Source organism: Amycolatopsis sp. cmx-11-51 (assembly GCF_047608665.1).
Lineage (GTDB): Bacteria > Actinomycetota > Actinomycetes > Mycobacteriales > Pseudonocardiaceae > Amycolatopsis.
In genome coordinates this window covers 11094-25822 of record NZ_JADNQO010000006.1, presented here as the reverse complement: position 1 = coordinate 25822, position 14729 = coordinate 11094, and the positions used below count along the sequence as shown (strand labels likewise).

Below are 14729 nucleotides of genomic sequence, written 5' to 3'. Positions count from 1 at the left end.
TTAAATCGCCTTCACGTCGGTCGCGGGCGAGAGTTCCTTGAAAATCTGCTCGGCATTGATCCGGTCGTCGTCAGAAGAGAAGCCCGAGTCACGGAACACCGCTCGAAGTGGCTGGCGTTCGGCGATAGCACGCACCAGTTCTTGCTGCACTGCTGGCTCAAAGCAGGCGATCAGGTCACCGTCTTCGGCGACGTAAACCTCCTGGCCGTCAATTTCCTCAACACCGATCGGCCTCGTGAGTTCCAATCCCCAATCAAGCAGAACCTGAAACAGCAAGTCCTCCCCCGAACGATTAGGTTTCACGCTGTCCTCCAAAAATCCGAGTTCTTGCTGATCCGTCTCGTCAGGAGTGCGCAGAACATCCGCCATATTGGTGGTGTCGACGCGAAGCAATCGATAGCCGAGGTCTGGTTGCCTTACCAGGTCGGACTGGGCGCGGAGTTCCTCCACCAAATTCTGTATACGAGTGAGGCTCATTCCAAGGATAGAAGCGAACGTCGGTTCCGGTTTAGGAATTGGCTCACGAACCTGAACAGCAATGAACTTGCGACGTCCACCATCCTCAGCGTTCTGCTTCAGCACAGCATGTGCCGTCGTGCCACTGCCGCTGAAGAAGTCCAACACGATATCGTCACCATCGGGATCCGTGGCCAGCTGCAGGATTCGCTGGAGCAATTCCACCGGCTTGACAGAATTAAGGACGTTCTCGGTGTACTCAAAGGGCACATACTTGAGCAGAGTCTTCTTTGCATCTTGCGTATGGCCCACCTCCTTGTAAGTCCACAACGTCTGCGGCGTGCGACCACTCGACACCTCGGTCAAGAATCGCTTTACCGCAGGCGTGTTATCCCCGTCGGGACCCCACCAAATGCGGTTGTCCGCATCCAACTCCTTGAGTTTTGTCTCCGAGATTCGCCAATATGTCCCTCGGGGCGGACCCGCGATCACCCGTCCACTTGGAGTGGTGATCGGATAGATGCCGGCATCGTAAGGGTTGCGAGCCGTCATGTTTTCAGCTTTCCAAGGCCCACGACTGTCGTTGTCGGAATTCTTGTAACGCGCTTCCATCTCTGGGGTGCGCGGCAGCCTACGAGGTATCCAGCTACGCTTGTCCCGTGCAAATACAAGAATGTAGTCATGATCCTCCGAGAACCACAGTGCGGAGTTCTTCGGCGCGTAGACCTTTTGCCAAATTATCTGGGCAACGAAGTTCTGTCCGCCGAAGATTTCCGCACACATTTTCCGCAGACTGTCGACTTCATGATCGTCGATGGAAATGAAGACGACGCCATCTTCTCGCAATAGATTACGGGCGAGCTTAAGGCGCGGGTACATCATGGACAGCCAAGCGGAATGGAATCGCCCATTGGCCTCGGTGTTCGCGACGAGGCGGCGGCCTTCCTCATCTCGCTCGCCGGCCAGTTGTTCAAATTCGACCGCATTCGTCGAATAGTCGTCGTCGTAGATGAAATCATTGCCAGTGTTGTATGGCGGGTCGATGTAGATCAATTTGACTTTGCCCAGGTACGACTCTTGAAGCAGCTTAAGCGCATCCAAATTGTCGCCCTCGATGAACAGGTTTTGGGTGGTGTCGAAATCGACCGACTCGTCACGGATGGGACGCAGCGTTTTTGGGATCGGGGCATTGGCCGCGAGTGCGGCGGCCCTCTTGCCTGGCCAATCCAGCTGGTACCGTTCCTGCGGGCCCTCGACCACATGATCCGAGAGTTCCTGGCGCAGGAGGTCGAAGTCGACGGCCCGAGTCGGGTTGCCGCCCTCATCAACGGACTCGGTCACTACGCTGGGGAACAGGTCAGCGATCTTGTCGATACTCGCCGCTGTCAGGTCGGGCGACGTCATGCGTAGCTTCTCCACCGTGTTCCTCAGTTCATCGTGCCGGGCGTTTGGCTCATCAGCTCGGCAAGCGAGCCTTGCTTGATCCTCAGGGCGCGACGCAACTCCACCTTCCGGTTGAACTGCGGCTCGTTGCGGATCCTCCGGTCGAGGGCGCCGATCTCGCGTTCGAGCTGTCGCACTGCCTCTATTCTGGCGGTGACCTCCGACAGTCCTTCACCTGGGCGCGCCGCGACGGGCAACAGGGTCCCCACCAGGGCGGCGTACAAGGTTGAGAGGTTGATGGCCGCCGGAAGCGGTTCACGCTCCGTGTCGAATCCTTGCCAAGGAGTAGTGAAGTAGCCGCCCCTGAGCACACCCGCAGTGAGGTCCTTATGAGCGGCGACCATCCGGGTCTGCCGGAAATCAGCGGTGCTGCGGGTTAACTCGAAGATGACAGGCGTCTTCACCGCCCTGTCGATCGCGGCGAGCACCACATCAGCGACGTCGTCATTCTTCGCATCGACCTGGAACACCTGCAGCTCCGGGACCTCGTCCGTTCCGGCCAGGTTGATCGTCGCCTCGGCGAGCTTGTAGGCCCACGTGATCCGCAGTACCTGATCGACGAACTTTTTCTTGACTCCCGCGGTCACCTGCGCGTGTTCGTAGAACTTGTTCTTCGGCACGACACGCCCGAACTTCGCCCCGACGGGCCAACGGTAGAGCGGCGCGGTCACGCAGGTGCCTGATTAAGATCGACGATCGCGATGAAGGCGATCAATTCGAAGTCGTCGACGCCGCCGATCGCTTGAGTGAGCGCTGTCGTGGGCCCGCCGGTGAAGAGGCTGTCGAGGTCTCGCTCTTCGGTCACGTCGATCATGGACCGGATAGCCGCTGTGAGCAGCTCGGAATACTTTCCCATCTCCGCGCCCTCACTCGTGGCGGCGTTGAAGAGACGCGTTGCCTCGACGACCGGCTCGTCATAGGGGCGGCATCCCGCGCGGACGACATCCAGCAGATGCTTCACCTCGGTGTGGTCGGCGATCACTTTGCCGTCGTCGGCGAGGTATACCAGGTAATGCGGATGCAGGCGATTGCCCCGATTGTTCGCCTCCGCCGCATCGACGTTGCGAAGCGCGAACAGAGCGCCAGGTTTCAGCCCCTTCTCCGGCTGCGCCGGCACCACGGCGTGGAGACCCTTCGGCGCGGTGGCGAGGTCCCCGTACTCCTTAAGGTATCCGAGGAGGTCCATTCGGAAGTCGTTGAGGCCAAGGTCGGTGATGGAGACCCCGGTCCGGACGTCTTCAAGTTCGATGACCTCGTCCTGGAGCTTCCGCAGCTGTTCTTTGCGGTAGGCCGCGTCGGCGCTGGCCGGGTCGAGAATGTTGTCGTCTCCCACACCGGCGAGGTCGGCGATGACCATACGGCTTTCGACACGTTCCTTTAAGTTGATGTACTCGTCGAGCGAGATATCCGGCCAGAAATTCACCAGCTGGATGCGGCCATTGGTCGACCCGATGCGGTCGATGCGACCGAAGCGCTGGATGATCCGCACCGGATTCCAATGGATGTCGTAGTTGACGAGGTAGTCGCAGTCCTGGAGGTTCTGCCCCTCGCTGATGACGTCGGTGCCGATCAGTACGTCCAGCTCACCCGTCTCTTTCGGCATGGTCAAATGCCGCTGCTTCGACCGTGGCGAGAACAACGTGAGTACTTGCTGGAAGTCGTAGCTGGTTCCGAGGGTCGTCTTTGCGGAGTGCCCCCCACCGGTGATGAGCGCGGTCTGGAGACCGCCCGCCGCCAGCAATGGCGCGAGTTCCCGGTAGAGATAGTTAGCGGTGTCGGCGAATGCGGAGAAAATCAGCGCTTTCCGGTTGCCGTCGTTGATGGGGTCGGCCGCCTTGTCTTCGACGAGACGCCTTAGAGTTTGAAGTTTCACATCGCGAGCCGGTGTGACCTTGTTCATTTCCTCAAGCAGCTCACGCAGGGTCTCACGATCGTTCCACAGGTCGCGCCGCCATGACTCGATGTCGATGTCGTCGAGGTCTATCTTGATCTTCTCGCCGTAGAAAAGTGTCTCAAGGTCGACCTCGTCGTCGACATCCAGGCCCGCGAAGTCGGCGTCCGCGTCGGCGAGAGGCTCGGTGTGGGAATCGATGCGGCCGAGGGTCTTGTCGACGGCACCCTCGATCCTCGCCAGTGTCAGCCGAAATGCTTCGACTGAGCTTTCGAGCCGCTTCAGCAGATTGACCGTCATGAGTTTCTTAAGACCTTGCTCGCGGCCGCGCTGTCCGAGGTTGGACCGGGCGGTTCCGCCCTTGACGTCGTACAGGTCTTCGTACTTACCGATACGGCTCGGGAACACGTAGGCCAGCGGGGTGTAGACCGCGAGCGTGAGCACTTGGAGCTGCTCGAAGATCTCATTGAAAGTCGGCACATTCGGCAGATCGGCCAGGGGCGCGCGGATAGACTCCGGTGGGAGCCGTTCGGGGAACGCGCCGATTTCACTGGTGTCATAGAAGGCCAGGATGTGTTTCCTCGAACGGGCGATCGTGACCGCGTCGAGCAGCTCGAAGAAATCGAAGTCGAGCATCTGCAGGATCCGGTCCGTGGTCCTAGCCTCGGGCACGAGCCTAGACCAGTCGTTGAAGACACGCTGGGCGTCGCTGAAGACCTTTTCGACCGTGGTGGAGATTCTCAGGTGCTGCGCCAGGTTCTCCGACTCACCTTCGTAAGCGAGCTGGAGCTGATTCTTCAGGTCATTGAATCGATTGTTTACGGGAGTCGCTGAGAGCATGAGGACCTTGGTCTTCACCCCCTCACGAATAACCTGCCGCATCAGCCGCTGGTAGCGCGACTCCTTCTCCTCCGCGTAGTCCGCGTTGCGAAAGTTGTGGGACTCGTCGATGACGACCAGGTCGTAGTTGCCCCAGTTCACCCGATCGAGCCGCAGGCCCAACGATTCGCCTCGCGTGCGGGACAAGTCGGTGTGTGCGAGTACGTCGTAATTGAACCGATCGGCGGCGAAGATGTTGGTCGTCAGGTTCGCGTTGTAGTTGGTCCAGTTCTCAGAGAGCTTCTTCGGCGCCAGGACGAGCACCGACTTGTTCCGAAGTTCGTAGTACTTGATGACGGCTAACGCCGTGAAAGTCTTGCCCAGGCCCACACTATCCGCGAGAATGCAGCCGTTGTAGGTCTCCAGCTTGTTGATGATCCCGGTCGCGGCATCGCGCTGGAAGTTGTAAAGGCTCTGCCAGATTTGAGTTTCTTGATAGCCGGTGCGGTCGTTCGGCAAGACGTCTTCGTTGATGTCGTCGAGGAATTCTGAGAAAAGGTTGTAGAGGATAAGGAAGTAGATCTTGGCCGGCGAGTTCTCCGCGTACACGCTCGCAATGTGGTCACAAACCGCTTCGGTGACGTCGTCGAGCTGGTCAGGGTTATGCCAGATCTGGTCGAAAAGCTGGATGTACTGTGCGGTCATCGGCGCGTCGTCGATCCGGTGAACCATGTTCGAGACCGCGTTACCACGCTCATAGCCGAGATCCGCTGTAGTGAACCCCTGGAGCGGCACGTAGACCGCCTTGTCGTCAACCACAGCGAACTGTTGCATCGGTTTGCCTGTAGAGTTCGACCTAAATGTGACCTTGCGGCGCACCCAGTCCGCACATTCCTTGGCAATGGCACGCTAAGTCAGTTTGTTACGAAGCCGGATCTCGAACTCGGAGCCGTAGAGGCTAGATTCCTCACCTTTAGGCAGCGGAATGAAGAACTCACGGCGTTCTTTGCGAAGCCTTTCTGCGGCGTTGCTGGCGATGAACGAAGGTGACGTATAGATGAACTCCAACTCGCTCACCTTCTCAAGCTCCTTACGAAGCGCTTCAAAGGCGAAAATAGAGAACGTCGAGGCTGCAATACGCACCTTGGAACCCGACGAGATCTGAGCCTTGAGATCGTCGCCCAGAAGCTCGTTGAGGTTATCGATCATCTTCACGAGCAACCTTCTTGCTTGAGGTCTCGTCGGCGTCATCGCGACGGACCCTTACTCCGACCTCGGTGTTGTGCGTGACGATCCAGTCGTAGATGCCGTCCTTCTTGACACCAAGACGCTCAACGATCACGTCGACGGACATCCACGGCTCAGTCACCCTTCACACCCTAATCCGTTTTAGCCCAGCTGGACATCCTTATAGTCGGCCGGGCACGGGGCGTCGGCTGGGCATCGTCACTGCCAAGGGCGACGTGAATCGACGCCAGCCACCTGTTGACCCGCTCATCGACTCTGACCCGAGACGCCCCAAAAGCATGCCAGGGCGGGGTCACGGTGACAGCCCGACAGCCGAACAGGATACTGACCCCTTACGCTCTGGACACAGGCTGCCCAGCAGCGATGCGAATTGGACTCCCGCTGGGGTAGGCGGCGGGGTATGCGTGTTCAGCCACGGTCCTACCAGCTAGATGTGTGCTGACCAGGCGTCCGGAGGGTCCACGCCAAGACTGTCGGTGCCCTCCCCATAATGGGATCGTGACCGCCGACCAGGAGCCACAGCCGTTCGCGCACCTGAGTGCGCCGAACGCGGCGCTTTATCGCGACGTCCTGCTGACGTTCGCGCGGGCGAGGGACCGGTTCATCGTTCACATGCGTCCGGAGGACGTCGCGGCGGATCTGGGCAGGCCGGGTGAGGTCGAGCAGGTCGCGGACGCGCTGGACAAGCTCGTCGACTGGGGCAACTTGCGGGCCGATCCGGACACGAGCCGGGTGACCAGTGTCGCGGACTTCCACCGCGCGCGGTATCTGTACCAGCTCACTGCGGCGGGCCAGGCCGCTGAAGAGGCACTCGCGGTTTATGACCAGGCGCTGGGCCGCCGGGGTTCGCTGCAGTCGGTGGCGCTGGAGGACATCGCCGCGCAGCTGCGGGCGCTCGTGGAGCTGGCGGGGGCGCGAGAGCTGGACCCGGCGAAGGTGCATCTTCTCCTCTTGGCCCTCGCCGAGCGGTTCACCGGCCTGGCCGACAACGCGCAGGCGTTCATGGCGTCGCTGCGCCGCGTCATCGATTTCGCCGACGGCGACGTGGAGGCGTTCGTCGCCTACAAGCAGCGGCTGATCGACTACGTCAACCGGTTCATCGCCGACCTCGCCAACCGGGGTGCGGAGATCGCCAACCTGCTGGGCAAGATCGAAGAGGCCGGGGTGCGAGAGCTGCTCATGGTGGCCGCGCGACGCGAAGCGGCCGATGTCGCGCCGGACGATCACGAGAACGCGGCCGCCATCGAAAGCTGTTACGACACTTGGCGAAACCGGTGGCGTGGGCTGCATGACTGGTTCGTCTCGGCCGACTCCCGCCGTCAGTCGCAGGCGCGGCTTCTACGCGGAGCCGCGGTCACGGCGATCACCCAGCTCATCGACACGGTGGCCGCGCTCAACGAACGCCGTTCCGGGCGCTCCGATCGCTCGGCGGATTTCCGGACGCTGGCGCGGTGGTTCGCCCAGGCCCCGGACGACAACGCGGCGCATCGGCTGTGGCGGACGGCGTTCGGGCTCAGCTCGGCGCGGCACCTCACAGTCGACAACGAAACCGTTGCCGCGTGGGAGGAAGAGCAGCCCGCGCCGAGTACGCCGTGGCGGCAAGCGGCCGGGGTGCACATCAGCCCGCAGTTGCGCCGAACGGGATCCTACGAGCGGCGCGGTCAGCCCAACCGGGTCTCGGACCGCGCGGAGCAGCGACGGATTCTGGCCGAGCAGGCGGCTTTGGAGGCCGAGCAGGTCGCCGCGGCGCGTGAGCGGCTGGCGACGCCGGGGCCGACGCGGCTGTCGGCGCTGGGCGAACTCGACGCGCGGGCGTTCCGGCTTTTCCTCGGGCTTCTCGGCGACGCTCTTTCGGCCCGTGCCCCTGGCGAGCACGAAGTCCGGACCACCACCAGCGACGGCACGATGGAGGTTCGCCTGACCCTCGTGCGAGGTGGCGGAACAGTGCACATCGACACCGAGGACGGGGTTCTCCAGGGGCCGGAACACCTGATCGAGATCTTCGACCTGATCGGAAACGGCCGGGTGGAGGCGATCGCGTGACCGTGCTCGTCGAGGAAACCGTCGCTCAGCAACGGAAAGCCCTGCGGGCGCTACTCGCCAAGCCGTTGCTGACCGCGGGGGCGGACGGCGAAGTACTGCGGTTGGTCCGGCGCCATGCGGCGGATCTGCGTGATTGGCTGGCCACGGAGACGGGCTGGCGGCTGCTGGTCGGCGCGGAATCCGCGCGCTTGTTCAAAACCGCGCCGACGTTGACCGACCCGACCCATCCAGCGAGGGACGGTAAGGGCAAACCACCGTTCGGTCGCCGCAGATACGTCCTGCTTTGCCTGGCGTTGGCCGTTTTGGAGCGAGCCGACGCGCAGATCACTCTCGGGCGTCTCGCCGAAGGCGTGCTCGCCGCCGCGGGTGAACCCGAACTCGTCGATGCCGGTGTGTCGTTCACGCTGAGCAGGCGCGACGAACGTTCGGATCTCGTCGCCGCGGTCCGACTGCTGCTCACCTGGGGTGTCCTCGAGCGGGTCGCCGGTGAGGAAGACTCCTATCTGAGCGACAACGGAGACGTCCTGTACGACGTACAGCGCCGAGTGCTGGCCTCGCTGCTGACCAGTGGTCGCGGTCCTTCGACGATCAAGGCCGCCGACCTCGAAACCAGGCTCGCAGAACTCGCCCACGAACCGGTCGCCGACACCGACGACCTGCGCAATCGAGCCTTGCGTCACCGGCTCACCCGCCGCCTGCTCGACGATCCAGTGGTCTACTACGACGAGCTGGCCGACGACGAACGCGCGTACCTGGTCGGCCAGCGGCATGCGATAACTCGCCGGATCGAGGACGCCACCGGGCTGGTCGCCGAAGTCCGCGCGGAGGGCGTCGCGATGGTCGACCCCGACGACGAGCTGACCGACGTGCGCATGCCGGAGCAGCGCACCGATGGTCACGCCACCTTGCTCGTCGCCGAGTACCTCGCGGCGCGGAACGGACCGGTGCCGATCGAGCGACTACTGGCATATGTCAGGAAAATCGCCCGCGAGCACGCCTCCTACTGGCGTCGCGGAGTCACCGAAGAAGGCGCTGACGAGGAACTCCTCGCCATCGCGTTGCACAAGCTGCGTGCCTTGCGTCTCGTGGAGGATTCCGTAGGGGATCCTCCGATGGTGCGTGCGCTGCCCGCGATCGGCCGCTATCGGCTCGACGCGCCCACCATTCGGGAGAGGAAGACCGGGAAATGACTTCGCCCGTCCCGGACAGGGCCCGCTGGCAACCGCTTCGTGCCGGTCTGGTCGACCTGTTCTACTACGACATCGAAGAGTTCCATTTCCATGACGGCCGTTTGCTGTTGCGCGGCAACAACGGAACCGGCAAGTCCAAGGTGCTCGCGCTCACCCTGCCGTTCCTGCTCGACGGCGAACTGTCGGCGCACCGGGTGGAGCCGGACGGCGACCGCAACAAACGCATGGAATGGAACCTGCTGCTCGGCGGGAAACATCCGCACAACGAACGCCTCGGCTATACCTGGCTGGAATTCGGCCGTGCCCTTCCCGACGGAAGCGCCGAATACCGCACGATCGGCTGCGGGCTCAAGGCCGTCGCCGGACGCGGGATCGCCAGGCATTGGTTCTTCGTCACCGATCAACGCGTAGGCCGTGACCTCTCCCTGGTGAGCCCGACCAGGGTGGCGTTGACCAGGGAAAAGCTCAAGGACGCCATAGACGGACATGGCTTGGTCTACGACACCGCGTCGGAATACCGGCGTGCGGTGGACGAAGCACTGTTCGGGCTGGGGATCCACCGCTACGAAGCCCTCGTCAATCTGCTGATCCAGCTTCGACAACCGCAGCTGTCGAAGAAACCGGACGAGAAACTGCTGTCCCGTGCGCTCACCGAGGCACTTCCGCCACTCGACCCGGCCCTGGTGACCACGGTCGCGGAAGCTTTCCGTGGGCTCGACGAGGAGCGGGAGACCTTACGCGCCCTCGCCGAAGCGAAGACGGCGGCGGACCAGTTCCTCACCCATTACCGGCGCTATTCCCGGATCGCGGCCAAACGCCGGGCGGCTCCGGTTCGCCACACTCACAGCAGGTACGAACAGCTCGGGCGTGAGCTGGGTGAAGCCGAGGCCGCTTACGAGAACGCGACGCTGGCGCTCGAAGGGACCCAACGACTGCTCGATGAGCTGGCGGCGGCGAAAACCCAGCTGGAGGCTCGCCGTGCCGCGCTGCAGAGCAGTCCGGAAATGCGGGACGCCGAGGCACTGAAGCAGGTGGGCGAAGAAGCCGACAGGCTCAGTGAATTCGCCCTTTCGCGGGAACGCGATCTGGCGGCGGCCGTCGGCAACCTGCGACGCCGGGAAGAGCAAGCCGAAACGGCACGGCGGACGACCGATGCCGACGCGGAAATCTTGGGGCAGGCCAAGGGCATCGCGAGAGAGGCCGCCGACGCCGCGTATTTGGCCGAGGGACATGCCGCTGTCATCGCCGAGCAAGATGAGCGAGCCGGGCAGGCGCTCGTCGAACGGCAGACCAAAGCGGTCGAACAGCTGCAACGGTTCCTCAACGCCGTGACACAGGCCGAAGCCGCGTTGCGTTCGGCACGCGAAAGCGTGGACCGGATCACCGCCGAGCAGCAGGACGCCTTCGAGCGGATCACCGTGGCCGATGAGGCCATCGTCGGGCATGGTGCGGCGCTCGTCGCCTCTTATCGCTCGTACTTGGCAGGCACGGAGCAGCTCAAACTGTCCGATGTGGACGAATTGCTCGACTCGCTGGACGCGTGGACCGAGACTCTCGCCGGTGCCAATCCCGCGGCATCGGCCGTGGAGGAGGCCGTGCTGCGGGCGACCGCCGAACTCGGGCGCAGACGAGCCGCTCTCGACGCCGAACGAACAGCGGCGGTGAACGAACGGCGAGCGATCTTCGATGAGATCGCCCGGCTCGAGGCCGGCGGGCACGACGCTCCACCAAGGCCTTACACCCGCGACGAAGCTGCTCGAACGGGTCGTCCTGGCGCTCCACTGTGGAAGGTCGTGGACTTCGTCCCCGGCGTCACCGCGGAGCACAGAGCCGGTCTCGAAGCGGCTTTGGAGGCCGCGGGGATTCTGGACGCTTGGGTGACGCCGGACGGCGAACTGCACAGCACACAGACCGGTGACGTGGTCGTCAAGCCCGGCGCCGCCGCACCGGCGGGCGGCCTCACTGCCGTCCTCGCACCGGCGGTGGACCGGGCCGACCCCCAGGCCTCGGCCCTGGCTGACGACGTGGTCGGATCCGTGTTGCGCGCGATCGGTCTCGGACCCGGCGCGGAGACCTGGGTCGCGGCGGACGGCAGGTTCGCCATCGGCGTGTTGAGCGGGTCGTGGCACAAGGACACGGCCGGTTATCTGGGCGAGGGCGCGCGCGAAGCCGCGCGCAGGGAACGCGTTCGGCGGCTGCGGGAAGAGGGTCTCCTGCTGGATCGGCGCCTCGCCGAATTGGCGGACGTCGAGGACGGCCTCGCCGCCTACCGAGCCACCCTCACCGCGGAACACCGTGCTCAGCCGACGGACACCGATCTTCGCGACGCTCATGTCAAGCTCGCCGGCGAACACGACGCGAAACGCCGGATCGACGTCCGTCTCGGCGAAGCTGTCGCGGCTTCCGAGGACCGCGCCGAGGAAGCAGAGCGGACTCGCGGACAGGTCATCGAATTCGCCGGTGACGTACGTCTGCCGACCGACCCCGAGGAACTCGCTCGGGTTCGTCAAGCCGTCGGTGACTACCGCGTCGCCTTGGCCGGGCTTTGGCCGGCGACGCGGGCATTGGCTCGGGCGATGGCGGAATCGGCCAAGGCCGAAGACGAACTGCTGGCCGCTGCCGAACACCACGGCGAAGCGCGGGAATCGGCCGTCGAAGCCCGCGCCGAAGCCGAAATCGTGGCGGAACGCCACCGCGTCCTGGTCGAGACCGCGGGGGCGGGAGTCGATGAGCTCTATCGGAAGCTCAACGCGGTCGCTACGGACCTGGATGAGCGAGACGCCCGCGAAAAGCAGGTGCGAAGAGACGAACAGGTCGTACGCGAAGAGCGGGGTACGGCCAACGGGCGGCGAGAAACGCTTCGGGGTTCGATTTCGATCGCCGTGGCGGAACGTGACCAGGCCATCAGTGAGCTGCGGGCTTTCGCGACGACGGGGCTGCTGACAACAGCTATTCCCGATTTGGAATTTCCCGATCCCGAGAAGGAGTGGGCGCCGAACCCGGCTGTCACCCTCGCGCGGACCGTCAACGCCGCGCTGGACGGCGTGGACGACGCGGACCGGCCTTGGGAGTTGGTGCAGCAGCGGGTGTCGGCCGAACACAAGCTGCTGACCGACGCGCTGTCCAGGCACGGCCATTCGGTCGGCATGACCGTGCGGGACGGGATCATCGTCGTCGACGTGCTGTTCCAAGGGCGCACCCAGGACATTCCCACGCTGGTGGCCGCTTTGGAGGTGGAGAACGAGCAGCGGGCGAACCTGCTTTCGGCGAAGGAACGCGAAATCCTCGAGAACCACCTCATCAACGAAGTGGCGGGCACGCTGCAAGAACTGATCGGCAACGCCGAGGATCAGGTCCGGTCCATCAATACCGATCTGGAGGCCAGGCCGACGTCGACCGGGATGCGCCTGCGGCTGCAGTGGCGTACTTCGCGGACGGCGCCCGACGGCCTCGACAGGGTGCGAGACCGGTTGTTACGGCAGACAGCCGACGCCTGGAGTGTGGAAGACCGGACCGCCGTCGGCGGATTCCTGCAGGAACAGATCAATCGCGAGCACGCCGAAGACACGGCGGGCGGCTGGGTCGAACAGCTGACCAGGGCACTGGACTATCGGACCTGGCACGAATTCGCGATCCAGCGTTACCAGGACGGACAATGGCGGTCGGCGACCGGCCCGGCTTCCGGCGGCGAGCGGGTGCTGGCCGCGTCGGTCCCGCTCTTCGCCGCGGCGTCCTCGTTCTACTCGTCTTCGGCCAATCCCCACACGCCACGTCTTGTCGCGCTCGACGAAGCGTTCGCCGGCGTCGACGACGACTCACGGGCCAAGTGCCTCGGGCTGCTCGCCGCGTTCGATCTCGATGTCGTCATGACCAGCGAACGCGAATGGGGTTGCTACCCGCAGGTGCCCGGTCTGGCCATCGCACAACTCGCCCGGCGCGACGGGATCGACGCCGTGCTGGTGACGCCCTGGCGGTGGAACGGCCGTGAGCGTGTCCAGGAGCAACGACCGATTCCCTACGTCCCGAGTGCCTGATGGCCGATCTGGACCGCCTTCGCAGGCTCTTGGGCGGCGAAGAGACGACGTGGCTGCTCGACCGCTTGCGGCGGCGGATGCTCAACGGGAAGCCGTTGAGCGGAATCGTCACCCTCGGCTCGGCTACGCCTGACCAGCGCAGGGCCATCGAACGGTTGCTTGGTCGCCGGGCCGGTACCGGCACTTCCCTGAGCGTTTCTCTCGACGAGGTCGACGCGGTGCTCCGTCGCAGCGGTTCGGCGCCGGACGGGCTCGCCGATGCCGCGAGGCTGCTGATCGGAGCCGTGCCCGACCGGGTGCAGGAAGCCGCGGCTTGGGCAGCGGCGTACGTGCCCTTGGACGAGCTGGTCGCACGACATCCGGCTCTGGTGACCTGGCGCGGCTGGTTGGACGCCACCGGCCTGGTCCGGAGGCTGACTTCCGATCCGGGGATCGCTTCGACGTTGATCACCACGGCGGTCCGTGTTCTCGCCGAGTTGCCTTCCGAGGGCATCGCACTGGGTCGGCTCGCGGCGGAAACCACGGGCGACGCGCACGGCCTGGATGACGGGCGTCCCCTGGCGACAATTGTCCTCTCAGCGGCGAGAGTCCTCCGTGGCATCCCACCGGCGGGGGACGGAACAGCAGGCGAACGCCGTACTTCCTGGGCGGCGGTCGGCGTCCACCGCGACGAGCTGTCCTCGTCCGTGTTGTGCCTCGGTTTGCCGGGCAGCACCACCACGGTGACCGGCCGCATACTTGCGTTGGCCAAGGACGCCGGTGAACCTTGCGTCTTGACGCTTCGCCAATTGTACGCCGCGCGGCTCGGCGTCGAAGCCGGGATCGTGTCGGTTTGCGAGAACCCGATCGTTCTCGCCTCCGCGGCCGATGAGCTGGGTCCCGGATGCCCTCCCCTCGTCTGTGTCAATGGCCAGCCGTCGGCCGCGGTGTGGCGGCTACTCGATCTGCTGGCGACCGACGGTGCCCGGTTCAGGTATCACGGCGATTTCGACTGGGGCGGCATCCGGATCGGCAACACCCTGCGGGACCGGATTCCTTGGGAACCCTGGCGTTTCGACGCTTCCGCGTACTCCGCGACGAGCGTGACCGGCGGTCCGCTGGCAGGCAGGCCGGCGGACGCCTCCTGGGATCCGGGACTACGCCCTGCCCTCGAGCGACGCGGGGTGCGCATCGAAGAGGAACTGGTTCTCCCTGCCTTGCTGGACGATCTTCGCTAGGCCTCGTGGAAGTCGCCGAGGCGATGAGCTTCGACGGAGGCTTCGGTAGCCGCCAGCCAGTGCGGATAGGTGACGTAGACCAGTTCCGTGTCCTCCTCGGCCGCGTAGACGACCTCGGTCCCCGCCCGCAGGTAGATCACCTCACCCGCCCGAGCCGTCACCGATCCGGAGGGGTCCTCGACGGTGAAGACTCCGGAGGTGATGACGAGGGCCTCGTCGTAGGTCATCTTCCACGGGTTCTTCTCCCCCTTCCGGTAGCGCCCGAATCCGACGGACATCGCCGCGCCGCTGTCCTCAGAGAGGACGTCGGCGAGAAAGATCTGCTGGTCAAGCCGCTGGAACCAGGTCGAAGCGTCAGCGCTCATGAAGTGTTCGACGGACATCCAAG

Annotated in this window: 10 protein-coding genes; 4 read left to right on the top strand and 6 right to left on the bottom strand. The window is 64.0% G+C overall.

Going from position 1 to position 14729, the window contains the following annotated elements; translation table 11 throughout:
* The 5 genes from ACM6LU_RS21880 to ACM6LU_RS21860 all read right to left on the bottom strand — a co-directional run bounded on the left by ACM6LU_RS21880 (position 1) and on the right by ACM6LU_RS21860 (position 5978).
* Complete coding sequence (locus ACM6LU_RS21880) at positions 1 to 1875, bottom strand: site-specific DNA-methyltransferase (protein WP_414939593.1); 1875 nt, start codon at positions 1873 to 1875, stop codon at positions 1 to 3.
* 8 nt (positions 1876 to 1883) lie between these two features.
* On the bottom strand, positions 1884 to 2570 hold the full coding sequence (locus ACM6LU_RS21875; RefSeq protein ID WP_414939592.1) for a DUF4391 domain-containing protein: 687 nt from the start codon (positions 2568 to 2570) through the stop codon (positions 1884 to 1886).
* Entirely contained in the window at positions 2567 to 5443 is a 2877-nt protein-coding gene (locus tag ACM6LU_RS21870; RefSeq protein ID WP_414939591.1) for a helicase-related protein, read from the bottom strand. Before ACM6LU_RS21870 ends, ACM6LU_RS21875 begins: the two co-directional genes overlap by 4 nt.
* A gap of 75 nt (positions 5444 to 5518) precedes the next feature.
* On the bottom strand, positions 5519 to 5824 hold the full coding sequence (locus tag ACM6LU_RS21865; RefSeq protein ID WP_414939590.1) for a hypothetical protein: 306 nt from the start codon (positions 5822 to 5824) through the stop codon (positions 5519 to 5521).
* The gene (locus ACM6LU_RS21860) at positions 5808 to 5978 is read right to left on the bottom strand and encodes a hypothetical protein (RefSeq protein ID WP_414939589.1); all 171 of its coding nucleotides are present in this window, start codon (positions 5976 to 5978) and stop codon (positions 5808 to 5810) included. The genes ACM6LU_RS21865 and ACM6LU_RS21860 overlap by 17 nt, the downstream gene beginning before the upstream one ends.
* 377 nt (positions 5979 to 6355) lie before the next feature.
* On the opposite strand from ACM6LU_RS21860, the gene ACM6LU_RS21855 reads away from it, so the two are divergent.
* From ACM6LU_RS21855 to ACM6LU_RS21840, 4 genes are read left to right on the top strand one after another with little or no spacing between them, the layout of a single operon-like run.
* Positions 6356 to 7900: a TIGR02677 family protein gene (locus ACM6LU_RS21855; protein ID WP_414939588.1), complete on the top strand. Its 1545-nt coding sequence runs from the start codon at positions 6356 to 6358 to the stop codon at positions 7898 to 7900.
* Positions 7897 to 9090 (top strand): TIGR02678 family protein, encoded by a 1194-nt coding sequence (locus ACM6LU_RS21850; protein ID WP_414939587.1) that lies wholly within the window; start codon positions 7897 to 7899, stop codon positions 9088 to 9090. Before ACM6LU_RS21855 ends, ACM6LU_RS21850 begins: the two co-directional genes overlap by 4 nt.
* A complete protein-coding gene (locus ACM6LU_RS21845) occupies positions 9087 to 13124 on the top strand; it encodes a TIGR02680 family protein (protein ID WP_414939586.1) in 4038 nt (1345 codons plus the stop codon). Before ACM6LU_RS21850 ends, ACM6LU_RS21845 begins: the two co-directional genes overlap by 4 nt.
* The gene (locus ACM6LU_RS21840) at positions 13124 to 14341 is read left to right on the top strand and encodes a TIGR02679 family protein (RefSeq protein WP_414939585.1); all 1218 of its coding nucleotides are present in this window, start codon (positions 13124 to 13126) and stop codon (positions 14339 to 14341) included. Before ACM6LU_RS21845 ends, ACM6LU_RS21840 begins: the two co-directional genes overlap by 1 nt.
* Here ACM6LU_RS21840 and ACM6LU_RS21835 read toward each other — a convergent pair.
* Complete coding sequence (locus ACM6LU_RS21835; protein ID WP_414939584.1) at positions 14338 to 14724, bottom strand: cupin; 387 nt, start codon at positions 14722 to 14724, stop codon at positions 14338 to 14340. The two genes, ACM6LU_RS21840 and ACM6LU_RS21835, sit on opposite strands and share 4 nt — an antisense overlap.
* Positions 14725 to 14729 lie beyond the last annotated feature (5 nt).